Origin of the sequence: Microcoleus sp. PH2017_35_SFW_U_B, assembly GCF_020737865.1 — a bacterium.
GTDB lineage: Bacteria > Cyanobacteriota > Cyanobacteriia > Cyanobacteriales > Microcoleaceae > Microcoleus.
Map to the genome: position 1 here is coordinate 1 of NZ_JAEQDE010000062.1, position 23192 is coordinate 23192.

The following is a 23192-nucleotide window of genomic DNA, read 5'->3' on the forward strand; positions in this document are numbered from 1 at the left end:
GTCAAAAGAGCTACTTAGGCAAATTGGTTGTTCAACGCAACGAAACCAGGATTAAGCTTCGAGTCTGTGAGTGAATTCAACCAGCTATCGGCGACACCGAAGTTGGAGACTGAGTTGGAATTAATCCCGACATTAGAGGCTCCGATTCCGCCACCCAGTAGCTCGTCGGCGATAGATTTGTTCACCAAATCTGCTCTTCCCTGCGCCGGAGCCCCAGACAAGCTGGAAGTCTTTCGCAGGCCACCGTTGAGTAGCTCGTCGTTTGTCAAAGTGAGACTACTTGCCGTTCTATTCCCAAATTCTGAGTCATTATCGACGATCGTCAGAACGGCGCTACTTTGGGTTCCAATCGTGGCGCCTGTCGGGTTAACCAAACTTAAATTGACAGTTTCGTCAAGCGGAACGAAAAAGCCATCCGGGAAAAGGTCATCGATAATGGGAATAGTGATGGTTTTGGGTGTTGAATCCCGATTGGCAAAATTGACAGCGATCAAACCATTGCTGTAATCAGCAGGGGCTGTAGCAGTACCATCGGTCAAGTTGACAAAAGCTGAGACTGCACCGAGATCGCTGCCAGTGCGAGTGACTGTCACTGCTGCAACGGGCGTTCCATCTTCGTTGACACTGAAGAAAGGGGCACTAAATTGCAGGGTGCTGTCATTGTCTACGATCGTCGTAATGGCAGTGCTTTGCCCTCCAATCGTCGCATTTCCTGTCGGGTTAACCAAACTTAAATTGATAGTTTCGTTTAGCTCCACCAAAGTGTCGTTGACAATGGGAAGATTGACGATCTTGGGTGTAGAATCCCCAGCGGCAAAATTGACAGCGATCGGAGTATTGGCGTAGTCACCAGGGGCGATCGCAGTTCTATTAGTGAGGTTCACAGTAGCTGAAACTGCGTCAGCACTACTACCAGTGCGAGTGACTGTCACGGCTGCGATCGGTACGCCATCTTCTCTGATCCTGAAGGTAGGGGCGCTAAATTGGAGGGTGCTGTCATTGTCAATGATGTCGAAAGTGGCGGTACTTTGGGTGCCAATCGAGGCATTGCCTGTCGGGCTGCCCAAAGTTAAGGTGAGATTTTCGGTAGGCTCTACCAAGGTGTCGTTGACAATGGGAATGGTGACTGTTTTGGGTATGGTGTCCCCAGCGCCAAAATTGACCAAGATCGGAGTATTGGCGTAGTCACCAGGGGCTGTAGCAGTTCCATCTGCCAAACTGACGGTGGCTGAGACTGCACCGGTACTAACACCAGTGCGAGTAACTGTCACGACTGCAACGGGTGTTCCATCTTCATTGGTGCTAAAGGTAGGGGAACTAAATTGCAGGCTGCTGTCATTCTCTGCGATGTCCAAAATGGCGGTACCTTGGGTGCCAATGGTGGCATTGCCTGTCGGGCTAACCAAACTTAAATTGATTGTTTCGTTACCCTCCACCAAAAGGTCGTTGACGATCGGAATATCGATCGTCTTGGGTGTGTTGTCCCCATCAGCAAAATTGACAAGGATCGGAGTACCGGTGTAGTCAGCAGGGGTTGTAGCAGTACCATCAGCCAAGTTGACGCTGGCTGAGACTGCACCAATATTACTGCCAGTGCGAGTGACTGTCACGGCTGCGATCGGTACGCCATCTTCTCTAACCCTGAAGGTAGGATCGCTAAATTGTAGGGTGCTGTCATTGTCTAAGATGTTCAAAGTGGCGGTACTTTGGTTGCCAATAGTGGCATTGCCTGTCGGGCCAACCAAACTTAAATTGACTGTTTCGGTAGGCTCTAGCAAGGTGTCGTTGGCGATCGGAATATTGACCGTTTTGGGTGTAGAATCCCCATCGGCAAAATTGACAGGAATCGGAGTACCGGTGTAATCATCAGGGGCGATCGCAGTACCGTTGGTCAAATTCACGTTGGCTGAGACTGCACCAGCACTACTGCCATTACGAATGACTGTCACTGCTGCAACGGGCGTTCCATCTTCGTTGACGCCAAAGGTAGGGGAACTAAATTGCAGGCTGCTGTCATTGTCTACGATGTTGACAGTGGCTGTGCTTTGGGTGCCAATGGTGGTATTGCCTGTCGGGCTACCCAAAGTTAAACGGACAGTTTCGTTACCTTCTACCAGAGTGTCATTGACGATCGGAATATTGACCGTTTTGGGTGTGGTGTCGCCAGCGGCAAAATTGACAGCGATCGGAGTATTGGCGTAGTCACCAGGGGCGATCGCAGTGCCATCGGCCAAGCTGACGGTTGCTGACACAGCACCAGCACTATTGCCAGTGCGAGTTACTGTTACGGTTGTGATGGGGGTTCCATCTTCGTTGACACTGAAGCTGGATCCACTGAATTGCAGGCTGCTGTCATTGTCTAGGATGTTCAAACTGGCGGTACCTTGCGTTCCAATCGTCGCACCACCTGTCGGGTTTGCCAAAGTTAAGTTGACTGTTTCGGTACCTTCTACCAAGGTGTCGTTGACGATCGGAATATTGATCGTCTTGGGTGCAGAATCGCCAGCACCAAAATTGACCAGGATGGGACTATTGTTGTAATCAGCAGGGGCTGTAGCACTACCATTGGCTAGGTTCACAGTAGCTGAAACTGCTGCGGTATTGCTACCAGTGCGAGTGACTGTCACGGCTGCGCTTGTTGTCCCATCTTCGTTGACACTAAAGGTAGGAGCACTAAATTGCAGAGTGTTCGCAGGGGCAGTGTCATTGTCTATGATGTTGAAAGTGGCTGTACTTTGCGTCCCGATTGTGGCATTGCCTGTCGGGCTACCCAAAGTTAAGCGGATATTTTCGGTACCCTCTACCAAAGTGTCGTTGACGATCGGAATATTGACGACTTTGGATGTGGAGTCGCCAGCGGCAAAATTCACCAGGATCGGAGTATTGCCGTAGTCACCAGGGGCTGTAGCAGTACCATCGGCCAAGCTGACAGTGGCTGAGACTGCACCAGAGGCTACACCTGTGCGAGTGACTGTCACTGCTGCAATGGCCGTCCCATCTTCGTTGGCGCTGAAGACAGGAGCACTAAATTGCAGGCTGCTGTCATTGTCTGCGATGTCCAAACGGGCGGTACCTTGCGTTCCAATCGTCGCACCACCTGTCGGGTTAACCAAACTTAAATTGACTGTTTCGGTAGCTTCGAGCAAAGTATCGTTGACGATCGGAATATTGATCGTCTTGGGTGCAGAATCGCCAGCGGCAAAATTGACCAGGATGGGAGCATTGTTGTAGTCAGCAGGGGCTGTAGCAGTACCATTGGCCAAGTTGAGGCTGGCTGAAACTGCTGCGGTACTGCTACCAGTGCGAGTGACTGTCACGGCTGCGATCGGTACGCCATCTTCTCTAACCCTGAAGGTAGGAGCACTAAATTGCAGAGTGCTCGCAGGGGCAGTGTCATTGTCTACGATGCTCAAAGTCGCAGTACCTTGTGTCCCAATCGTCGCACCACCTGTCGGGTTTGCCAAAGTTAAGTTGACAGTTTCAGTACCTTCCACCAAAGTGTCATCGACAATCGGAATGGTAATAGTCTTGGGTGCTGTGTCCCCAGCGGCAAAATTGACAGGGATGCCAGCATTGTTGTAGTCAGCAGGGGCTGTAGCAGTACCATTAGTCAAATTCACAGTAGCTGAGACTGCGGCGGTACTGCTGCCAGTACGAGTGACGGTTACGGCTGCAACGGCCGTGCCATTTTCGTTGACACTAAAGGTAGGAGCACTAAATTGCAGAGTGCTCGCAGGGGCAGTGTCATTGTCTACGATGCTCAAAGTGGCAGTGCCTTGCGTCCCAATCGTTGCACCACCTGTAGGGCTGCCCAAAGTTAACTTGACTGTTTCGGTACCTTCCACCAAGGTGTCATCGACAATGGGAATGGTAATAGTCTTGGGTGCTGTGTCCCCAGCGGCAAAATTGACAGGGATGGCAGCATTGTTGTAATCACCAGGCGCTGTTGCAGTTCCATTGGTCAAGTTCACAGTAGCTGAAACTGCGCCCTCGCTACCACCCGTGCGCGTCACGGTTACGGCTGCAACCGCTGTCCCGTTTTCGTTGACGCTGAAGGTTGGGGCACTAAACTGAAGGCTAGGCTGATTTGCCGTGCCTTGATAGTCAATCTTCCGCACCAGGTAGTCGGAACTATCGTCTTTGAAAGAGCTGGCGGTGTAGGCAGCGGTGGGGCTATCGTAGGGTTTGGCGGAGAACCGCAGTTCGTCAAAAGCAGTGTTGGTGAGAGGCTTGGCTTCTATCTTGAATTGGAAACTGCCATCGGTGCGATCGCCAGTGAAAGTCACTCCATCTGCACCCGCAGTAATCGCTTTTGGAGCGATCGGAGCGTTGAGACGAGTGATCGTAAAATTGCTGGCCGGTACCAGAGTCCCATTATTAAAGATTTGTAGCAAACCAACTTCATTACCTTGATCGCCAACTCCTGGGCTAGTTTTGGGACCCAAGGTGCTAAGGTCGATCGTGGCGCTAGTGATATTTTGGTTATCTGCCCATTTCAGCTTCAGCGCCTGAGATTGATTTGTGTTGGGATTATAGTTGATTTCCGCTCTAATTTTAGTGGTGTCGGTGAACCAACCATCATAGGAAGATGGGACACCAATACCAGGGCTACTGCCATAACTCAACCAGCTTTTAGGATTTTCATTAGTTGGTAAGGTGAGATTGGCGATCGCTTGAGGATTAAGGTAATCAGTTTCCACGCCATCAAAAGCTATCCCAGACAGTTTGATACCTTGATTCTGGGCAGCAGTCGGCCATTTTGTAATTAGGTCATTGACGCTGGTGAAATTAGTGGGTTGACCCAAAGAACCATTCAATGGAGTAGGCATAGCTTCTGTTTTGATAGTAATTAACGATTAAAAGTGACTGAAAACCAGAGAGTTTGGCTTTCTTTATAGTTATCGGTCACGATATGAAGTGTTTCATCGTCAATTACTGCGATCCGGATAAATTTCCGATAAATTTTTCAGCAATGCAAATAGCGGGTTTTCCACATACGTAGAGGAGAGTTTAAATAATTGTCAAGATACGTGAATTTACGTATAATAATTATCAAAATATGTGAAGGTGTAGTTGGACGGCAGCGGTGTTCTCTCTGGACTCTGAAGGTGAATACCGTTGGATTAAAGTTTTTTATCATTGCGAGGAACAAATTATTTGTAGGGTGCGTCAAAGTAAAGATCGTATCCAAAAAATATCGAAAATCTCACAGCTACGCACACCCGCGACAATATTTGAGCCAACAAACCCAAAAATTGTTTGGTAGCAATACTTTTAAAAATTGCTATTAAAAGATGAGGTACGTTGTTGGGCTTCAGCCCTTCTTGGCTTAAGTGGTGATATAAGCTGTCAGTTATACCTCATCTTTTTGAGAAAGGCTATATATATTTGAATCGTTGAGCGTGCGAGCGTCTCGCTCACGATTCAGGCCGCGAGCGAGACGCTCGCACTACATAATTCCGATGCAACCGGAAATGATATAAAAACAATACGCTTGGGTTAGAGGTTGTCCGAAGAGAGGAACGATTGGCGAAAACTAACATTCCTCGCAATGACCGAAATAGGTTACTAATCCCTAAAATCGCGTACTATCTAACACCCCGTGCAAACCAACGCCGCATCAACTCAACCTGAAAACAATAACCATCACCAACTTCCTCAATCAACTCCCGTTGCCTAAGCAAACCGACAGCATCAAAATCATCAGGAAACGCTTGTAAAATAGTTTCCCGGCTCACGATTTTCCCTTCCCCTTTTGCTGCCAAAAACTGTAAAATAGCTAATCCTGCCGCATCTACTTGATTGTTTTGAATATCCGCAAAGACGAAACTGCCATTACTTAAAGCCTGTGGGATCGCTGCTTCCACATCGGCTAAAGTTGCAAGTCGCCGGATAGAGGGAATTTGCTCGTTTTTGAGGGCGACAATTTCACCGCAGAACATTTGTACTAGAAAAGGGTGACAGCGCGTAAGTTGCAAAACTCGATCGACTGCATCGGGTTCGTAGCGCAGGGTAAAATCTTGGACTGGTTGCTCAATTAGTTGACGCGCTTCTGGTTCTTTTAGATAGCTGATATGAACGACTTGGACATTGATTAAATAGCTTGCCCAACGCTGAAATTCTTCTGAAGCGGGGACGATGTTGAATTAGGTGACGCAACATTCCCAAAACATCTTGCTCGTCGAAACGTCCTTTTCTGATGGCATCATCTAGCGCCTCGAATTCATCTAAGGCAAGCAGGGCAATATTTTGTGCTAGGGCTGCTTCTACTTTGTCCAGCCATTCATCAAAGCGGGTGAAAGGGTCATCTTGCAGTGTTTCGCGATCGAGAGATGGGAGAGTTAACGCGCTTTGGCGCTTCGCTGAGTTTGTCATACTCCTAGCGATATTGTAGAGAAACCCAGCAGAATCACTTGCTGATGAAACTGGGCTTTGCAAGTCTACAAACATGGGAATAATATTGCTCGGTAGCAAGCGTCCAAGGTTGTTGAGTAGGGAAGTTTTGCCCATGCGCCGTTGACCGTACAGTAGCAAGGGTGGGCGGCGGCGGTCTAGGAGTAATTGCTCGATGCGCGTGCCGATATCAGTACGCCCGGTGAAGATTTCCTGCTGTTCTGTCAGGGGTACGCCGATGATATAAGGGCTGTCAATTTCTTGGCGAAGTTCGACTGCTTCTGCTAGTTCTCGTATATGGTTGGTGACTATTTCCGACCAATTGGTAGCAATGGGGCGAAAACGAACAGAATATTTATCGCTGCTGCGGGTGAATTCTCGTATTAAATTGTTTAATTTTTCTGCTACCGAACTGAGAGCTAAACGCTGGTTGTAAGGACTTTTCTGGTTGAGGGCTGCATCTACGTCTTGGCTGATATAACTGAAGCTACTGAGTATGGTGCTGACTTGACTGTTTAGTTCGCCGATCGATATACTGCGGTGAGCGTTACTTATGGCTGTTACGTCTGCACAGATTTCTAGCCTTTGTACATCCTGTTTAATCTTTGTTAGCCGATCGGACGATCGCCGATAGCTAGTATATCCAAAAAATATAAGTAAAAATGCACAAATGAGTGCAAATACATAAAACATTAAAATATGAGCTGGCAATAAATTAATGCAGCTCGCTAAAATTGCTGTGTTAGATTTGCGTTAGGGAAAAAGAGAATAGAGTGCCCAGTACCTTTAGACTCTGGACACCCACGCTCCCCCTGAACATTACCGTTAAGCTACCGTTCAGAAGCTTTGATTAAACTTTTGAACAATTGGAGAGCTAAATGGCTAATTTTTATCGACCACTGTTAATTGTTGCAGTGGTGATTTGCGCCATCTTGAATGACGTACCTTTTAATGATCCAGTCGTGTTTCCCGTTATCATCCAATTACTCATGCCTATGGAGGATAGGAGCAAGGGCAAGGATGACGACAAGCATGAATAGCAACAGTGTGAATCGTTGAACTACTTTTTGTAATCAAGACCAGCTAAGTAAGGTGACAACTTACTTGGCTTTTTTGTTTTACACGATTACACCGCTTTAAACGAATACAGTCTGTTTTCGTTAATACATATTTGTATTATACATTTAGACGTGACTGACTTAAAAGTTTATGAAGTTGACTTGTGACTGACTTGTGACTGACTTGTGACTGACTTGTGACTGACTTATTGTTAACAATGAAATTATTGCATAAATTGGCTCCGCAAGACCGATTGCCAGCCCCCTAGAGGCAAGAGGCGGTTTCAGCCTCAAAATTATCCAACTTAACTGCGCGATAGCTTAGCTTATTTCTAGCACCATCTAGTAGCAAAAGGTGAGTAAATGATTCAGCTTTAGAGGCAAATTAGTTCTCACGGCATTTACTTTTTAAAATGAGCGAATAGCTTTATCTGTTGCAAACCTTCTTCATGCCAATTATCCCCTGTTTCCCCATCTTCCAGACTAAATAATCGTTCTCTACACAGGATTTGCATCAGCAGAGGCCAGCATTCACTTTGATTCAAAATCCACTCGACATCCTCATCGGGAAAAGGAATGGGCGAACTGGCTATCAACTCCCGTGCTTCTTCTTCAGTCATAGCTCCCAGAGTTGTAGTATATCCAAAAATATTGAAAAAAGGCGAACTATGTCCGGTGCTAGTCGCTAATTCAATCGGTGATTCAGGAGCAGCTAAAACAAACCCTAGATTCCCATTTGTTTGGTTGGTTGCTAAAGAACGCAAACTTTCCCAAAATCCATCATCTAATTCCGGACAGCGTTGTAAACCGACACCAATTTCGTCTAGTAAGATGACTGTCGGCTGATGTAAATTACGGCTAACTACATCCATAAATCTATCCAAGTCGCAAGGATTAGGCACTGCCATTTTCAGGGATTCTAAAATATATCGCAGCAGCCCTTCCCGATTCTGAAGTCGCGAATCTTGAAAATCTACGAATATCCAGCGATAGTTTTCTGGATTGGGCAACCAGTCAGATTTTTGATTGGGACGTAACTGTTCTATTGATGTGGTGGTAATGTTTTTTAAGTATTGCAGTAGAGAAGTTTTACCGCTGCGCTTTTTGCCGATAATGGCCGCATTTTGCAATGGAAGGCGTTTGAGCAAATTGAATAGGCGTTTGAGTTCTTTCTCGCGTCCAAAGAAGCAGCGCGGATGGGTGATGGGATTCCCAGTTATAAACGAAGAAGTTTCCTCAAAGATTTGTTGTGAATTAGGCTGAGGTGACTGAGGATTTGTTATTTCTAGAGTGGCAATGGTGTTCCACTTAAACCCCAATTTCTCGCTAATTTCAACAAAATTTCGATAATCAACAGGTTGTCCCGCCAGAAATTTCGTGACAGTAGATCGGGATAATCTCAATGTTTCAGCCAAATCCACCTTACTCGCAAAGCCCCTCATCACTACAGCCGATTGGACTTGTTCAATGCACCCTGGAGAAACTCTAAGCGATCGCCCCATAATTATTATCAGCAAATAATATTTATTCGATCGTTAATCTGCAATATGCTTGTAGATTTCCAGCAAGATAAATGTTTAATAATCATTTAAATATTAACCAACTATTGTCCTGCGATAATTCTAGCACAATCGATCGCACTCCTCAACAAGAAATTTTGCATCAAGCTCATTCCTATTCTCTGGCAATCCGTGGATTCATCATCACCAGTGTTTTGCTCTATCTTGTAGGTATCGGTTCCTTTGTGGCTGGCAAAGTCCCAGAAGGAACAATTAACACCGCCAGCGAGTTAACACTCAAGATCCTGTTTGTGCTCGTCAAGCTCGATCGACAAAACACCGATCGCCTAAATCGCCTATCCATAGACCAAGACTAACCACAGTATAACCGCTGGCCCGATCGCACTCTCCGGCAAAATCCAGCCAGGGCGATCGTCCGCCAGCTTATATCATCCGTCATTTGCCGGATATGATTAATTAAAACGTGTCGCACTATTGATTAGATTCCGGGCGATTCTGGCGCTTATTCTGGATAAACTGTTCCAAATCTGCGATCGCATCTTCAAAATCCGACAAATTAATTTTCTTAGCTTTAGCCTTCTTCGGCGGACTCGCAGACTCACTCGCAGGCTTAGCTTGAGGCGACGGAGACTGAGGCTGTGCTGCTTCTGGGTTGGAAGCTTCTATATAATCAAACAATTCATCCAGGGACTGAAAAAAAGCTTGAGCCGAGGCCCGGCGTGAATCTTTCAAATCATCCTCATCCATCATAAGCCACTCCATAGACTTCAAAACTTGCCTAGAAACTCTGCCCACCGGCACGTGCAGATATTAGACATCAAAACCTCAATCAACTAAAATCCTTGAGAAATTTCGCTTTTATCCTCTTGCGAGATCCCCCTAAATCCCCCTTAAGAAGGGGGACTTTGAGAAGAATCCTGTCCGCCCCTTAAGAAGGGCTTGACAAGGGGAACTTTGATCGCCTCTTGTTCCCCCCTTCTTAAGGGGGGCTAGGGGGGATCTGGGCCCTATCGTCAAACAGTAGACCGACACTGCATTTGACTTTCAGTTGACACGGCTTACGCATTGTCAGCCATCAATCTGTACTTAACTTTACACCCGCCTACAGGGTGATTTGAGACTTGGCGCACACCCAGCTCAACATAATCGACCCTAAAAAAATCTCAGTTACTGTCTAATTAACCCTAGTCTAGTCGAGAATAAGGACACAGGACTTATGCAACTATTACCGCTGTTCAAAGGTTGCGATCGCAACGCACCACCTCGAAAGGACGGACAGACGGTGTTTTTTGCTTGAGTCCTAAGATTTCAAAGGCATTAGGAGATTTTAAGGTGACTCAAGGATTTGATTACGATTTAGCAATTATCGGCGCCGGCGTGGGCGGACACGGGGCCGCCATACACGCGGTTAGCTGCGGGCTGAAAGTGGCAATTATCGAAGCGGGCGACATGGGCGGGACTTGCGTCAACCGCGGCTGCATTCCCTCCAAGGCGCTGTTGGCGGCTTCCGGGCGGGTGCGGGATTTGCGGAATGCCCACCACCTCAAGACTTTGGGTATTCAGTTGGGAAGTGTGGATTTCGATCGCGGGGCGATCGCCAATCACGCTAACACTATTGTTAGCAAACTTCGCGGCGACTTGACAAACAGCCTCAAACGTTTGAACGTCGATGTCATCCAAGGTTGGGGCAAAATTGCTGCTGCTCAAAAAATTAGCATCGAAACCGATAAAGGCGAGAAAACTATTACCGCCAAGGATATTATTCTCGCTCCCGGTTCAATTCCCTTCGTCCCTCCGGGGATAGAAATTGACGGCAAAACAGTATTTACTAGCGATGATGCTGTCAGATTGGAATCTCTACCGAAGTGGATTGCAATTATTGGCAGCGGTTATATCGGTTTGGAGTTTTCGGATATTTACACAGCCCTGGGTTGTGAAATTACGATGATTGAAGCTCTAGATCAATTGATGCCAACTTTTGACCCGGATATTGCTAAATTAGCAGAACGAGTGTTAATTGCACCGCGCGATATTGAAACAAAAGTTGGTTTGTTGGCTAAGAAAATTATTCCTGGTTCCCCCGTAATTATTGAATTAGCTGATTTCAAAACTAAAGAAGTTGTCGAAATCTTGGAAGTTGACGCTTGTTTGGTAGCGACTGGTCGAGTTCCCGTCAGTAAGAATATGGGATTAGAAACAGTTGGCGTAGAAACGATGCGCGGCTATATTCCAGTTAACGATAAGATGCAGGTTTTGGCGGGGGGAGAACCGATCGCGAATTTGTGGGCGATCGGCGATGTTAACGGCAAAATGATGTTAGCCCACGCTGCATCTGCTCAAGGAATTGCCGCCGTCGAAAATATTTGCGGCCGCACTCGCGAAGTTGACTATTTGAGTATCCCAGCGGCGGCTTTTACTCACCCAGAAATTAGCTATGTGGGAATGAATGAACCTGCGGCGAAGGAGTTAGGAAAAACCGAAGGGTTTGAGGTCGCTTCTGTCAAGAGTTATTTTAAGGGAAATTCTAAGGCTATTGCGGAGGGTGAAACCGACGGTATGGCTAAGGTGATTTACCGGAAAGATACTGGGGAATTGTTGGGAGTTCACATTTTCGGTTTGCACGCTTCGGATTTGATTCAGGAGGCGGCAAATGCGATCGCCCAGCGGGATTCTGTGAACACTTTAGCATTCCGAGTTCACACGCACCCGACGCTTTCGGAAGTGTTGGATGAGGCTTTCAAACGGGCGGCTGGGGCGGCGGGCGGTCATTAATTTGTAGGGGCGGTGTTCTTTTTTTACACTCCTGGACGCACTCCACGCAAAGAAACCGGGTTTTTTACCTAATCTGCGGGTTAGAAGCAAAAATTTTCGTAAAAAACCCGGTTTCTGGCCGCATGGGTATTCTATTTTAGAGGGGCGGTAGAGTGCCGATCGCACTTTGGGCTAATTCGAGAAATTGCTCGCCACAGTTAATTTGCTCCGCAGCTTGTTCGACAGTTACAGTATCAAGTCCCCCGTAATCCCCACTATTTCGCAAGTCTTGAGCATCGATTAAGAATCTGTGAAACTCAACAGGAACTCTTCCTGTACGGGCAAATTCTCGGCCAAAAGCTCCAATCACTGCGGCATGACTCGAAAATGACATTCCTTCCCCATCTAAAAATGCCTCAGCAATATAAAACATGGCATAATAAGCGCGGGATGCTGCATAATCTGGGAAACCATTATTGAGTAATAGCCTTGCCGCCGATAAACTTTGACGAGCTTTCAGAAGTAAATCTAATTGTTCCGGTTTCATAAAGCTATTCCCTCTTTGCGAATATTCCTCAATAAAGGCCCGTTGTAGTGCGTGAATCGCTGTTCGTCCATAAACAGACAGCTAATCACTTCATCATTTTGAAGCGACAAATCGGCTCGAATGTGACTGGTTCTTTTAATTTCTTCGCCGGGATTGACTTGTCCTTTGAGGACGACTAAAATATCTATATCCGAGTCTGGGCGTGCGTCGCCTCGCGCTTGGGAACCGTAGAGCACCATTGTCACAAGGCGGCTATCGTAGATTTGCTCGAAGTGCGATCGTAAGTCAGTTAGGATGGTTTTGAGTCGATCGTTGATGTTCATATTTGTGATGGAGGGTTGAAGGGTGATCGCACTTTAGGGACGCAAAGGAGGATCACCTGTTTTATGTCCAGGTGTATGTGATGGACGATCGGAAATAGGTATTTTTGGAGCAAAGGTGAAAAATGCCAGTCCACTCAGCATAAAAATCGCAGCAATGAATGCTGTAAATATAGCTATCCTACCAGTAGGAGTTCTTTGAGACGGTGGCAGTTGTTTGCTCAGTGTAGCCAGTCGCTGCAACAAAACTTGCGTATCTTTCGGCCTATCTTTAGGAAAATAACCCATTAAATCGTCAATCAAATCTGCTAGAGGCTGCGATGTTTGAGTAGCAATATTCCGCCAAATCAACTTGCCAGATCGCGCATCTTCCGGCAAATCTCTCGGTTGTTGAGCCGTTAACAAATAGACAAAAGTCCTGCCCAGAGCAAAAAAATCAGAACGCGGTTCAGCTCGACCCTTTTTTTGTTCCTCGGGAGTGTAGCCAGATGAAGAAACTCTGGTCACCTCTCCATTAGTTCTCTGGATAGTTTCTGTAACTTCTCGCACCGCCCCAAAATCAATTAACGCTAAATTCCCGTTAGGACGACACATGATATTCTGCGGCTTGATATCACGGTGAAAATAGTTTTGATTGTGAACTAGATTCAAAATTTCGGTCAGTTGTTTGAGCCAGTATATAGCTTGTTCCGAGTCTATGGGCGTATAGTTCTGTTTTTCTAACCACTGCTGCAAATTATACCCTTCAATTTTCTCCATTACCAAACAGTGCAAGGAGTTGCCACTATTGTTAGGTCTAAAGGTAAAGTAACCATCTAACTCTACTTTGGGAAGTCCCGGATGCTTCAGTCGCATCAAAATGGTAGCTTCTTTCTGGAACAGTTCCACCCCTTTCGGTTCGGTGTAGGTGAGAACTTTTAAAACTTTCTCAGTCCCGTCGTCTCTATCTCTAACTTCATAAGTTATGCCAAACCCTCCTTGTCCCAAAGGCCGAATTACCCTATACCGTGTGTCTATCAACAACATAGAGCCACAGTCTTTGCAAAAGGTGAGATTGTTAAGATTTTCTGGATGTCGGCAGTTGGGATTGATGCAGTAGCTAACGCCTGTAGAACCCGGCTTTACTAGAGGCGCAGATTGATTCCCAAGCAGGTTTACCTGCGGCTGCTGTGGCTGCGACGAAAAGGAATTAACGCTCGCTACTGATTGATTTTCCAGCGCGTTTAGCTGCGACTGCTGGGGCTGAGGCGAAGAGGAGTTAACAGCACTTACTGGTAGCTGTTTGAGAGATTCACGGCAATGTATGCAAAAGTTATTTTCTGCTGGATTTTCATGCCCCTTACTACACCGTAAAATAGAATTTTTATGCCTTGTTTGTTGCTGTGGCTGAGACTCAAAGGAATGGGTAACAGGTGATGGAGGTTGTTGTCGCGACTGAGATAAATGTATGTTAGTCGCTGGTGCTGGCTCTTGCTCTTGCTCAGATGAATTGTTGCCTGGTGGGGATAGCTCTTGTTCCTCCTGGGGGGATGGAATAATGATCGTATGTGATGGGTGATTTTGCTGCTCTTGAGGTGGATGGACGATCGCACTTGGCAACCACAATATTGAATTCTGATTGGCTATTTGAGACTTTTCAGCCCTCCGAGTTTCAACACCCCCAAGGGCTTGCCAAGTTAAAGGTGCTTCTGCTGGATTATGAAAACTCACAGGCAAGAAAGTTACACCGGGAAATCTATTTTCCAGACGGTTGAGTTTTTCCCGTGCCTTCCGCACCGCAAGGCTGACAGAATATCCAGCCACAAATGCTTCCAAAAAACGCTGCAAAAACTTCTGTGCTACCTCATCTGGCACAATTTCTCGCATAACGATGACATTTGGAACTCCTGAATTTCTCAGTTGCTGTGCTATTCCCAACCCATCGCAGGAATTGAAAATGGCTAACTGCAAGCCATGCTCTACCGCACCTGTAATATCATGTTTCAAATGCTCGATGGTTATGCTCTCATCCTGATTTAGTTCAATCACCCCTCTAGCAGCATCATCTTCACTTTTGCTATGACCAGCAAAGAAAAATATCTGCGGACTTTGTTTCTCAATCTCCTCCCCTAACTCCTCACAAGTTGGCTCATCTAAGCGAATAATGTCACCGTTGGAGTCTCTAGATAAAAACTTTTGGAGCAATTCCCAGTCCTTATCTGTCTTGATTTTCGTGGTATTACCGACCGCTTCTTTCTTGCCAAAAACTGCTAATACTTTGACTTTTTTTCTAGGAATAGGTGGCTGTTTTCCCACTGGTAAAAATAAACCAGCGGAAGCTTTAGCATAGTATTTCGGATGAAAAATATCCCAGCTATGCCAAGGCAAGCGCTGTAACTTTGGGTCGTCCGTCTTAAATATAAATCTAATTTCTTCATTTTTATCAGTAAGTTTATGTAATAGCTCCTCTTTGATAGGGGACATTTCATAAGAATTGAGCCATACATTAATACTAGACTGTAACTTTCGCGTGTCTGCTTCTATTTGCCTGATACCAGCATCAGGATTCGTGTGACCACCTATTCTAGTAGCAGACCTCATGGGGCTTACACGAGAGAGATAGCGTGACTGCCAAAGCTCATAATACTCGCGGATATCTGGACTTTGAGGTAGCTTGCCTGTGGTATAACCAATACAACGATGCTCTTCTTCAGTTTCAATACGAACCGTGACCGTAAAACCTCTATCAAAATTACCCTCTACTAAATCGAGAAGAACTATTTTACCCATTGCGCCTCCTGGGAAACTATTCAAATTATAAAATCTTGTGCAACACTTAGATCGCCGAGTTCAACTCTTATGCTAAATTCTTCTCCTGGTTGGCCATCAATATTTAATTGAATCCATTCTCTATAATTTCCAGCCTTGTCTTCCACGATAGTTTTACCAGATGTTGTATCAATTGCCACAAAGCTCAGATTTTCTGGGAGATTTTTGCTTCCAATGGGATGCACTTGCAGACAGATATCCCTTTCTTGACTTGGCTTTTGGCTTACAGCAACTACCAAGGCTAAAGAATGACTATTCGGTGGCATTCCCAATACAATCTGCTGTGCTTTTAGGACAGCCTTAGAACTAGCGGATCTGCCACTAAACATCAGCTCAACTCTTGGCTCATCCAAAACTTCTTGTACAGTTTTCCAGATATCGTCAACGACATTTTGAAGCCACTGACTCAAGTTTACTAGCGTTTCACTAGGTACAACAGCTTCTTCCTTTACTGGTAAAGTTAGCTGCACATCATCAACAGTAATTCCTAATATTTCCTTCAATTGCCCGGATTTAAACAGTTGCTCAATCCGCTGCCACTGCTCTAGTGAACCTTCCAAAACCAGATTCACTGAATCTTCATCGTTTGCTTCTATTCTGCGGATATCCATAAATTTTATTCCTAAACTCGTTGTAAATACTGGACGATTTCTGTTAACCTTTGTGCAGAAATATTATCAATTGATAACTTCAATACTAATGTACCCTCAGCACATTTTTCTAACTCCATTTTTTGAATAGGTGGATGCTCGTCGCTGCGATTTAATACTTGCTGCACAGTATTTTTAAGGTTTCCCATTTCTGATAAAAGTATAGACATAGAATCATCTACAGTTTTTTGAGTTTTTTGCTGTTGTTCTGCTGAATTAGCATGAACTTGAGCTAATAACTGTGCCTGAAAAATTCTGCGAACCTCTGGCACGTATTTAATTTGAGCAGAAAATTGTTCGCACACCCTTTGAAATAAAACTTCCCTGACTTTGGCTCTGTAACATTCAGGCAAATCACCATACCGGAGCAGCGCCTCAGCTATCAGGTCATCTTTGATTTTTTTTATTCGCTCCTTAGCTAACTCCCCTTCTGGTGTCAGCAAAAGTGAAATTTCTTCAATGGAGTCAATTAGTGGTTCAATATCTTTTAATTTCTTGATTTTCCCCAATTCCTTTCCCAGCCGAATCAACTTATCATTCAGGATTTTAATATCCTGTTCGCGTTCGGGTGGATAAGATGGTTCTGGGGGATGTTCTACCATCACCATCAACATATTTTTCGGATCAAGTCCGACTAATTGATTCTCACACTCTCTGGCAATGTTTTGGAGAGCTGATAGCAAGGAAGACTTAAGCGCTTTTTGCAGGTGATGGTTGATCAGTTTATCATCTTGTTTCAAATAATTAACAAAAGACTTGACGCCCTTGCAAACAACCCAATCAGGATAATGTGCCAAAATGTTGGTTGCAATTCCGGTCACAACCGCCCCCAGAGTAAAACCTTCCATCTTTTTTTGCCGTCTGCGTTCTTGAATGTGGATTGCTTTTTAATATAAACTATTTTAACTGCAATAGACATCTGAGCAAAAAATCTGAAACTTGTTGCACTCGCCCTTAATCCCCTATCATGCTCCCAATATGTCACCGTCCTGCGATCGCCTTTATAATATTCTTAGTATTGGTAAGCCAAAAACCATGTCACTCACACAAATCCAAGTCACCTATACTGAAGCTCAAGCGAATCTTGAGGAACTGTGCGAACAAGTCATCAGCGATCGCGATGCCATCATCATCACCCGCAAAGACGGCGAAAACGTAGCCTTAATTGCCGCTGACGAATTGGCAAGCTTAATAGAGACAGTCTACCTGCTGCGATCGCCCAAAAACGCCGATCGCCTGTTAAGCGCCCTGAAAGACGCACAAGCCAGAATTGTCAAACCTCAGACTGTCAGAGAATTACGCCAGGAGTTAGGACTTGGCGAAGAAGCGTAAACAACAGCCACAAGAAACCCCTGAACCGGAGAATAGTTTACTTAGTGAGCGAGAATAGAATTGATTGTCTCCAAGCTCGCTATCATTACGAAGACTAGCCCGAAATGCCGTTTCCCTACAGTGAATTATCGGTAACTTAGAAATGTGCGATCGACCTTTTACCAAAATTAAGGTTTTGAGCGATCGACCGTTGTTTATTGCATTGACTTTTCAGTCCTCTTTTAGAGGACTTTCGCTATGAGACGGGGGTTTTCAACCCCCGGCGGACTTGCGGGTTAGCGAAGGGATTTTGGTCGCCCAAAAGTGCGATTTTTACGGGATAGCATTGTTTATATCAAGTACATTTTGACTCATGCAGAATATGACAAAAACAACTGGAAAAATGACCCTTACTTTTGACTCCGACAGGTACAGCAGCTTGCTATCTCAATATCAACCGCGCATTATCAAAAATGAAGATGAAAACGAGATATTTTTAGAAATAGTTGAAAGCTTGCTTTCTCGGAACAATCTAACTCCCGAAGAAGACACTCTCCTAGAACTCTTAGTCAAATTAATTGAGGATTTTGAAGAAACACATTATCAAATAAATGCTTCAACTCCCCACTCAAGACTTCTTCATTTGATGGATGCTAGAAATCTACAGCCAGCGGATTTAGTAGAAATTATTGGCACAATTGAGATAGTAACTCAAATCATTAATAACCAGCTAGAAATTACCAATAAACAAGCTGAGGCTTTGGGAAAGTTTTTTCATGTAAATCCGGGCTTGCTTCTGTTTGATTAATCGCAATCTCTCATATCTCTTAGTCCACGGCGGCGGATTTCGTTTGGTTATACGCGATTTCAATCGCCGAATAATCTATCGGCTTAGGCCGATCGCATAACAGCAGATTCAGCAACAATTTCTTCATCTTTGCAGCTCAAGCCAGTTCCAAATTCAGTGTACGGCCGCACTTGAGGATGGCGAAAACCGAGTACAATATCTTCATTAGGAACACCTGCTGCTAGTAAATCGGTAGCCACACCTTCTTCGGTATCATCATATTGAATCCAGATTTTATCGCCGATTAAATCGAGGTGGATTGGTGTGGCGTGAAGGTACTTGTTCTCATTCCAACCAATATCCAAAACTAAATATCCTCCTCGTTCATCATCAAATAACAGTTGAGAATGATAGCCATCAGGTATAGTATTGCGGAAGTTAGCGTGTTCCTGAAGTATGGTTTTGATAATTTTTTGGTATCTCAATCTGGTATCCATTGAAGTATTGCCTCACTCTTTTTATCAAAAACAATCAGTTTAACTATCTGATTTTCCAATAACACTTCCCCTAATTCTATGGCAAATACACTATTAAAAACCTCCTCAGAAATAGCAAGATAAAGTTTTCTATCGCTCTGCATTGCATTAAGCACTTGGCGGTAAAGAACGTACTGTCCCAAAGCCTGTTCCAAATCTCTTACATCCGATCGCCCTACAAAACTCTTGACCTCAACAACAATTTTTTCGGTTCCTTTTTCGGCATTAATTAGACGCTCTGCACCCAAGTCGGCAGATAAACGTTTGCGACCAATCTGCATGGGAAATGGATCGTGAGTAATCGTCCACCCATCCTTTTGTAGGGCACGCTTAACTGTATCGTGATAAATATCTTTAGCTGACACGCATTAGCACTCAGATTAGGAGGATTTACTGCAACCATTATATAATACGTTGAAACTTGTTGCGATCGCCCTTTATCCCCCCTATCATGCTCCAAATCCGCCGCCGTCCGCCCAGCACCTCAGTCTCCGTACTCTACCTCAGCTACGAAATCGCCGTACCCGACTCCAAACCCCGGCACATCCTCGAAGAAATTGTCTGGCAAAAAGAAGCTGAAGTAGCCCAAAAGCGCGATCGCACGCCTTTAGCCGAACTTCACAAAAGACTCCCCTTTGCACCCCCGATCCGCGACTTCCTCGGCGCACTCAAAAACGGTAAAACCACACCAGCAATCATCGCAGAAGTCAAAAAAGCTTCCCCCAGCAAAGGCGTAATTCGCGAAGATTTCGATCCCGTGGCGATCGCCCAAGCATACCAAGAAAACGGCGCCAGTTGCATCTCCGTACTCACCGATGAAAAGTTCTTTCAAGGCAGTTTCGACAACCTCGCTAAAATCCGTGCCGCCGTCGATTTGCCCTTACTTTGCAAAGAATTTATTATCTATCCTTACCAAATCTATCTCGCCCGGATTAGCGGCGCCGATGCTGTATTGTTAATCGCTGCCATCTTATCTGACAAAGACTTACAATACTTTGTGAAAATTGTCAAGACTTTGGGGATGACGGCCTTAATAGAAGTTCACACTCTCGAAGAACTCGATCGAGTATTAACCCTAGAAGGAGTCAACCTAATCGGCATCAACAACCGCAACCTAGAAGACTTTTCCGTCAGTCTAGAAACCACCAGCCAACTATTAGCCTCGCGCCAAACCGAAATTCAAGGAAAAAACATCCTCACCGTCAGCGAGTCAGGAATCCATACAGCCGACGACCTCACCCAAGTTGCCAGCGCCGGAGTCCAAGCCGTCCTCATCGGCGAATCCCTAGTCAAGCAGCCAGATCCGGGTGCTGCTTTAGCCTCCCTTGCCAAGACACATCCGCCCATCACCAAAGGCGAGACTGCTTGACCAAAGAACGAGCCCGCCGGGCCCCTCGATGCGAGACATGGGGATAAGTCGGTAGCGGTTTCAACCGCCTAGAAGGGGTTGCACGGCTTTAGCCGCCGTGGTACAATAGATTCAAGCGAGTAGGAGCAACCATCTACGCGACGAAACATCCTAGTACTGAGAAATCCAGGCAACGGACATATCCGACTTCGATTCGGAACAGTTAAAGGGCAAATAATGGCAGGATGTCGAGCGTACCAACCTGGCAGAGTGATGGACTTTCCAAGCGATAGAAGCATAAAAGTATACGCAAAGTTTAGAGTAATCTAGACTGAGTGGGTAGCGGCGCATTGAACACGCCTGTGTGAAACCTTTATTGGAATCGCACGAATCCCCCCGATTCATCGGTGGGGTTAGTTCAAAAACACCCCCGAATTCTGATAAAAAATGATTGAGTAGGTAAATAATCAGAAATTCTAGCCTGCATCGACTCAAGCGCCTAACTGCAAAAAAAATAGCACTCAAAGCTATATTGCAGAGAAATATTTTGCCAGAAAGCAATTAAATCTATTCGCTGTCGCCAGTCGATCGCAAAATTTAGCGTTACCAACGCACCCAGCCCCGAATATTCGATCGGCAAAGCAGGGGTTTTTGTAAGGTTAGAAAACAAATAAGAAGTCGGGCATCTAATGTTCACCTGTGATGCCCCATGCACTTGCAATGGGGTATCGGTTCGCTGAGGTATGTTAGCTTTCATGGAGCCAATTCCCCTTCCTTCGTACATTCATTATGAATTGTTACTTCAATTGTTAGAACGCAAAACAATGTTTGCTGTCAGTCCACAATCGCCCCAACAGCAACAAGTTCACCAACTTATTATTACCCTGCGTAAAGCCCTTGCCATTCAAAAGCAATTAGAACAAAGCTGCGAGCGATCGAACTTGGCAGTAGAATACCGTTGGTCTTTAAATGAAACTAACCATACTGGCATTAAAAGTTAAAAAACTTAGAGTACCAACCGATCGTATTTGATTTATTCTGTAGAACTCCCATCGAAAAAGTTAGGACGACATAATGGACAACAAGTTAATGCTGATGATTCCCGGCCCTACACCGGTGCCGGAAGCGGCTTTGCTAGCAATGGCAAAACACCCGATGGGCCACCGCAGCAAGGAATTTGACGCGATTTTTGCCGAATGTACCGAAAATCTCAAATGGCTGCACCAAACCAGCGGCGACGTACTGAGTTTGACGGTTTCCGGTACCGGCGCGATGGAAGCTGGGATAATTAATTTCTTGAGTGCGGGCGATCGAGTTTTAGTCGGATGCAATGGTAAATTTGGCGAACGCTGGGCTGAAGTCGCACAAGCTTACGGTTTAAATGCCGAAATCGTCAAAGCTGAGTGGGGTCAACCTTTGAACCCCGAAGACTTCCGCGAAAAACTCGAAGCAGATACTGAGAAGCAAATCAAAGCTGTCATCGTCACTCACTCAGAAACCTCTACCGGTGTCCTGAATGACCTCGAAACCATCAACCGCCACGTCAAAGCCCACGGCGAAGCTTTAATTATGGTTGATGCTGTCACCAGTTTAGGTGCTGTCAGCGTGCCAATGGAAGCTTGGGGGCTAGATGTGATTGCTTCTGGTTCTCAGAAAGCTTACATGATTCCCCCGGGTTTGGGTTTTGTAGCCGTTAGTCCTAAGGCTTGGAAAGCTTACAAAACTGCCACACTGCCCCGCTATTATTTAGATTTGGGTAAATATAGCAAAGACGCTGCCAAAAATACGACTCCTTTTACTCCGCCAGTCAATATGTTTTTTGCGCTGCAAGCATCGCTGCAAATAATGAAAGGCGAAGGATTGGAAAACGTTTTCGCCAGACACAAGCGCTTGATGACAACTACTCGCGCCGCTGTAAAAGCTTTGGGTTTGCCATTATTTGCTGCTGATGATGCCGCCAGTCCTGCCATTACCGCAGTTATGCCGCCTGCGTCTGTAGATGCTCAAAAAGTGCGAACTTTGATGAGAAAGAAGTTTGATATTGCTCTCGCCGACGGACAAGACCATTTGAAAGGTAAAATCTTCCGCATCGGTCATTTGGGCTTTGTGTGCGATCGCGATATTCTAGCAGCAATTTCCGCTTTGGAAGTCGTGTTGCAAGAATTGGGTCATGAAGGCTGCCTTCCTGGTGCCGGTATCGCCGCTGCTGCGAAAGAGTTAGCTGGATCTTAATCTTAGTTATTAAAGGATTTTGGATTTTGGGTTTTATCTCAAATCTAAAATCCTTTTAATAGGCTTGGGATAACCAATCAAAGATTTTATCCAATTGTTCCAGAGTGACTAAACCGTACTGCCACAGAACCATCGGCAAGGAATTAGGGTCTCGATCTCGCTGCCGTTTTTCGTCACCGCCAACACGTTCGGCGACAGCGATGGACGCGGGAGAGATTGCCAAATCTTCTTGTAAAAATCGAATTAATCTAGTGTATGTAGCGGGTGCCATGTGATTTTGTCTCCATGTATAGGACACCATTTTCTGATGCGAACCTGATGTTTTTGATTAGTAATAAGCCAGTTTTAAATCTGTCTCTTGGCCGTCGATAGCTGTTAAAACAGTATTAGCGGTTGTGGAAAATCCCAAATTTACTGCTGAGTGTGACTCTAAAGCCAACCTTTCCCCAGAAGTGAAAGGTTTTGCACTTTTGCTGCTGTCTGCCCGATCGCCTGTTGAGCGCGATCGAACTTAAACTGAATACCTCGGTATTGTGCAACGCGAATCTGAAGAAATTCTGCTACCTAAACTAATTGCACTGTTGTTCAGAGTTTAACTTCATCTGCGAAAGTGCAGAATCCGCAAATCTACTTCGGCAATATTTGGTCAGATATGTCGATCGCAGCCGACCTTGCTACCTTAAGTTAACTTTGCCACTTAATTTGGCTTGTAGCATCTTACTTCCGACAGGTTTAGTAGATTCAGGTTTGGCGCCAGAAGTTCCAGAGAATTTCTTTTCGTGCCAGGAGCCCGATCGGCTAAGCATCGTCTCTCAGGATTGGTAACGAGTCGCTGACTCCTCTCATACCTGGAACTAACAATCTACAGCTTCTGCAAACAAGCTCAAGCCCAGACGAACTCAGATTGACATCGTAGCAAATCTTTTGGTCT

Annotated in this window: 21 protein-coding genes; 7 read left to right on the plus strand and 14 right to left on the minus strand. The window is 45.5% G+C overall.

Going from position 1 to position 23192, the window contains the following annotated elements; genetic code table 11:
- Positions 1 to 14: 14 nt before the first annotated feature.
- The 4 genes from JGK36_RS17590 to JGK36_RS17605 all read right to left on the minus strand — a co-directional run bounded on the left by JGK36_RS17590 (position 15) and on the right by JGK36_RS17605 (position 8968).
- On the minus strand, positions 15 to 4829 hold the full coding sequence (locus JGK36_RS17590) for a Calx-beta domain-containing protein (protein ID WP_293197154.1): 4815 nt from the start codon (positions 4827 to 4829) through the stop codon (positions 15 to 17).
- A gap of 759 nt (positions 4830 to 5588) precedes the next feature.
- Positions 5589 to 5978, minus strand: a complete 390-nt coding sequence (locus tag JGK36_RS17595) for a hypothetical protein (protein WP_293201023.1) — start codon at positions 5976 to 5978, stop codon at positions 5589 to 5591.
- A gap of 55 nt (positions 5979 to 6033) precedes the next feature.
- Positions 6034 to 7086 (minus strand): AAA family ATPase, encoded by a 1053-nt coding sequence (locus tag JGK36_RS17600; RefSeq protein ID WP_293201025.1) that lies wholly within the window; start codon positions 7084 to 7086, stop codon positions 6034 to 6036.
- A 766-nt stretch (positions 7087 to 7852) separates the two neighbouring features.
- Positions 7853 to 8968 (minus strand): ATP-binding protein, encoded by a 1116-nt coding sequence (locus JGK36_RS17605; RefSeq protein ID WP_293174244.1) that lies wholly within the window; start codon positions 8966 to 8968, stop codon positions 7853 to 7855.
- Between the two features lie 56 nt (positions 8969 to 9024).
- Between JGK36_RS17605 and JGK36_RS17610 the strand changes: the two genes are divergently transcribed.
- Positions 9025 to 9327, plus strand: a complete 303-nt coding sequence (locus JGK36_RS17610) for a hypothetical protein (protein WP_293189336.1) — start codon at positions 9025 to 9027, stop codon at positions 9325 to 9327.
- A 115-nt stretch (positions 9328 to 9442) separates the two neighbouring features.
- Here JGK36_RS17610 and JGK36_RS17615 read toward each other — a convergent pair whose 3' ends face one another.
- On the minus strand, positions 9443 to 9733 hold the full coding sequence (locus JGK36_RS17615; RefSeq protein ID WP_293174248.1) for a hypothetical protein: 291 nt from the start codon (positions 9731 to 9733) through the stop codon (positions 9443 to 9445).
- Between the two features lie 570 nt (positions 9734 to 10303).
- On the opposite strand from JGK36_RS17615, the gene lpdA reads away from it, so the two are divergent.
- Positions 10304 to 11743 carry a dihydrolipoyl dehydrogenase gene (gene lpdA, locus JGK36_RS17620; RefSeq protein ID WP_293197155.1) on the plus strand — a complete coding sequence of 480 codons (1440 nt, stop codon included), beginning with the start codon at positions 10304 to 10306 and terminating at the stop codon, positions 11741 to 11743.
- A gap of 136 nt (positions 11744 to 11879) precedes the next feature.
- Here the strand turns inward: lpdA and JGK36_RS17625 are convergent, their stop codons facing one another.
- The 5 genes from JGK36_RS17625 to JGK36_RS17645 are packed head-to-tail and all read right to left on the minus strand — an operon-like array spanning position 11880 to position 16895.
- A complete protein-coding gene (locus JGK36_RS17625; protein ID WP_293189332.1) occupies positions 11880 to 12269 on the minus strand; it encodes a HEPN domain-containing protein in 390 nt (129 codons plus the stop codon).
- The gene (locus tag JGK36_RS17630) at positions 12266 to 12592 is read right to left on the minus strand and encodes a nucleotidyltransferase domain-containing protein (protein ID WP_293189330.1); all 327 of its coding nucleotides are present in this window, start codon (positions 12590 to 12592) and stop codon (positions 12266 to 12268) included. The genes JGK36_RS17625 and JGK36_RS17630 overlap by 4 nt, the downstream gene beginning before the upstream one ends.
- 33 nt (positions 12593 to 12625) lie before the next feature.
- Positions 12626 to 15358 carry a protein kinase gene (locus tag JGK36_RS17635; protein ID WP_293189328.1) on the minus strand — a complete coding sequence of 911 codons (2733 nt, stop codon included), beginning with the start codon at positions 15356 to 15358 and terminating at the stop codon, positions 12626 to 12628.
- 20 nt (positions 15359 to 15378) lie between these two features.
- A complete protein-coding gene (locus tag JGK36_RS17640; protein WP_293189326.1) occupies positions 15379 to 16008 on the minus strand; it encodes a DUF1822 family protein in 630 nt (209 codons plus the stop codon).
- An 11-nt stretch (positions 16009 to 16019) separates the two neighbouring features.
- Complete coding sequence (locus JGK36_RS17645) at positions 16020 to 16895, minus strand: hypothetical protein (RefSeq protein WP_293189324.1); 876 nt, start codon at positions 16893 to 16895, stop codon at positions 16020 to 16022.
- Positions 16896 to 17082: 187 nt separating this feature from the next.
- On the opposite strand from JGK36_RS17645, the gene JGK36_RS17650 reads away from it, so the two are divergent.
- Positions 17083 to 17379 (plus strand): type II toxin-antitoxin system Phd/YefM family antitoxin, encoded by a 297-nt coding sequence (locus JGK36_RS17650; RefSeq protein ID WP_293189322.1) that lies wholly within the window; start codon positions 17083 to 17085, stop codon positions 17377 to 17379.
- Positions 17380 to 17740: 361 nt separating this feature from the next.
- Positions 17741 to 18166, plus strand: a complete 426-nt coding sequence (locus JGK36_RS17660) for a transcriptional regulator (RefSeq protein ID WP_293189318.1) — start codon at positions 17741 to 17743, stop codon at positions 18164 to 18166.
- 83 nt (positions 18167 to 18249) lie between these two features.
- On the opposite strand, the gene JGK36_RS17665 is transcribed toward JGK36_RS17660, so the two are convergent.
- Together JGK36_RS17665 and JGK36_RS17670 are read right to left on the minus strand one after the other, a co-directional pair.
- Entirely contained in the window at positions 18250 to 18642 is a 393-nt protein-coding gene (locus JGK36_RS17665; protein WP_293189316.1) for a XisI protein, read from the minus strand.
- Positions 18627 to 19046, minus strand: coding sequence for an element excision factor XisH family protein (locus tag JGK36_RS17670; RefSeq protein WP_293189314.1), 420 nt, complete (start codon positions 19044 to 19046; stop codon positions 18627 to 18629). Before JGK36_RS17670 ends, JGK36_RS17665 begins: the two co-directional genes overlap by 16 nt.
- Positions 19047 to 19132: 86 nt before the next feature.
- Here JGK36_RS17670 and trpC point away from each other — a divergent pair, with 86 nt between their 5' ends.
- The gene (trpC, locus tag JGK36_RS17675; RefSeq protein ID WP_293197156.1) at positions 19133 to 20050 is read left to right on the plus strand and encodes an indole-3-glycerol phosphate synthase TrpC; all 918 of its coding nucleotides are present in this window, start codon (positions 19133 to 19135) and stop codon (positions 20048 to 20050) included.
- A 478-nt stretch (positions 20051 to 20528) separates the two neighbouring features.
- Here the strand turns inward: trpC and JGK36_RS17680 are convergent, their stop codons facing one another.
- A complete protein-coding gene (locus tag JGK36_RS17680) occupies positions 20529 to 20786 on the minus strand; it encodes a hypothetical protein (RefSeq protein ID WP_293174266.1) in 258 nt (85 codons plus the stop codon).
- Between JGK36_RS17680 and JGK36_RS17685 the strand changes: the two genes are divergently transcribed.
- Positions 20785 to 21030, plus strand: a complete 246-nt coding sequence (locus JGK36_RS17685; protein ID WP_293144225.1) for a DUF5340 domain-containing protein — start codon at positions 20785 to 20787, stop codon at positions 21028 to 21030. The two genes, JGK36_RS17680 and JGK36_RS17685, sit on opposite strands and share 2 nt — an antisense overlap.
- A 73-nt stretch (positions 21031 to 21103) precedes the next feature.
- On the plus strand, positions 21104 to 22261 hold the full coding sequence (locus tag JGK36_RS17690; RefSeq protein ID WP_293174268.1) for an alanine--glyoxylate aminotransferase family protein: 1158 nt from the start codon (positions 21104 to 21106) through the stop codon (positions 22259 to 22261).
- Between the two features lie 55 nt (positions 22262 to 22316).
- On the opposite strand, the gene JGK36_RS17695 is transcribed toward JGK36_RS17690, so the two are convergent.
- Positions 22317 to 22532, minus strand: coding sequence for a DUF2949 domain-containing protein (locus JGK36_RS17695; RefSeq protein WP_293144219.1), 216 nt, complete (start codon positions 22530 to 22532; stop codon positions 22317 to 22319).
- Between the last annotated feature and the right edge of the window lie 660 nt (positions 22533 to 23192).

What these genes read in the sequence shown, in the direction of transcription:
- JGK36_RS17665 (WP_293189316.1), bottom strand. Translation starts at nt 18,642, where the DNA reads ATGGATACCAGATTGAGATACCAAAAAATTATCAAAACCATACTTCAG.
- JGK36_RS17630 (WP_293189330.1), bottom strand. Translation starts at nt 12,592, where the DNA reads ATGAACATCAACGATCGACTCAAAACCATCCTAACTGACTTACGATCG.
- JGK36_RS17600 (WP_293201025.1), bottom strand. Translation starts at nt 7,086, where the DNA reads ATGTTTTATGTATTTGCACTCATTTGTGCATTTTTACTTATATTTTTT.
- JGK36_RS17625 (WP_293189332.1), bottom strand. Translation starts at nt 12,269, where the DNA reads ATGAAACCGGAACAATTAGATTTACTTCTGAAAGCTCGTCAAAGTTTA.
- JGK36_RS17685 (WP_293144225.1), top strand. Translation starts at nt 20,785, where the DNA reads ATGGAGCCAATTCCCCTTCCTTCGTACATTCATTATGAATTGTTACTT.
- JGK36_RS17590 (WP_293197154.1), bottom strand. Translation starts at nt 4,829, where the DNA reads ATGCCTACTCCATTGAATGGTTCTTTGGGTCAACCCACTAATTTCACC.
- JGK36_RS17680 (WP_293174266.1), bottom strand. Translation starts at nt 20,786, where the DNA reads ATGAAAGCTAACATACCTCAGCGAACCGATACCCCATTGCAAGTGCAT.
- JGK36_RS17640 (WP_293189326.1), bottom strand. Translation starts at nt 16,008, where the DNA reads ATGGATATCCGCAGAATAGAAGCAAACGATGAAGATTCAGTGAATCTG.
- JGK36_RS17615 (WP_293174248.1), bottom strand. Translation starts at nt 9,733, where the DNA reads ATGGAGTGGCTTATGATGGATGAGGATGATTTGAAAGATTCACGCCGG.
- JGK36_RS17695 (WP_293144219.1), bottom strand. Translation starts at nt 22,532, where the DNA reads ATGGCACCCGCTACATACACTAGATTAATTCGATTTTTACAAGAAGAT.
- JGK36_RS17690 (WP_293174268.1), top strand. Translation starts at nt 21,104, where the DNA reads ATGGACAACAAGTTAATGCTGATGATTCCCGGCCCTACACCGGTGCCG.
- trpC (WP_293197156.1), top strand. Translation starts at nt 19,133, where the DNA reads ATGCTCCAAATCCGCCGCCGTCCGCCCAGCACCTCAGTCTCCGTACTC.
- JGK36_RS17635 (WP_293189328.1), bottom strand. Translation starts at nt 15,358, where the DNA reads ATGGGTAAAATAGTTCTTCTCGATTTAGTAGAGGGTAATTTTGATAGA.
- JGK36_RS17660 (WP_293189318.1), top strand. Translation starts at nt 17,741, where the DNA reads ATGACAAAAACAACTGGAAAAATGACCCTTACTTTTGACTCCGACAGG.
- JGK36_RS17610 (WP_293189336.1), top strand. Translation starts at nt 9,025, where the DNA reads ATGTTTAATAATCATTTAAATATTAACCAACTATTGTCCTGCGATAAT.
- JGK36_RS17645 (WP_293189324.1), bottom strand. Translation starts at nt 16,895, where the DNA reads ATGGAAGGTTTTACTCTGGGGGCGGTTGTGACCGGAATTGCAACCAAC.
- JGK36_RS17650 (WP_293189322.1), top strand. Translation starts at nt 17,083, where the DNA reads ATGTCACTCACACAAATCCAAGTCACCTATACTGAAGCTCAAGCGAAT.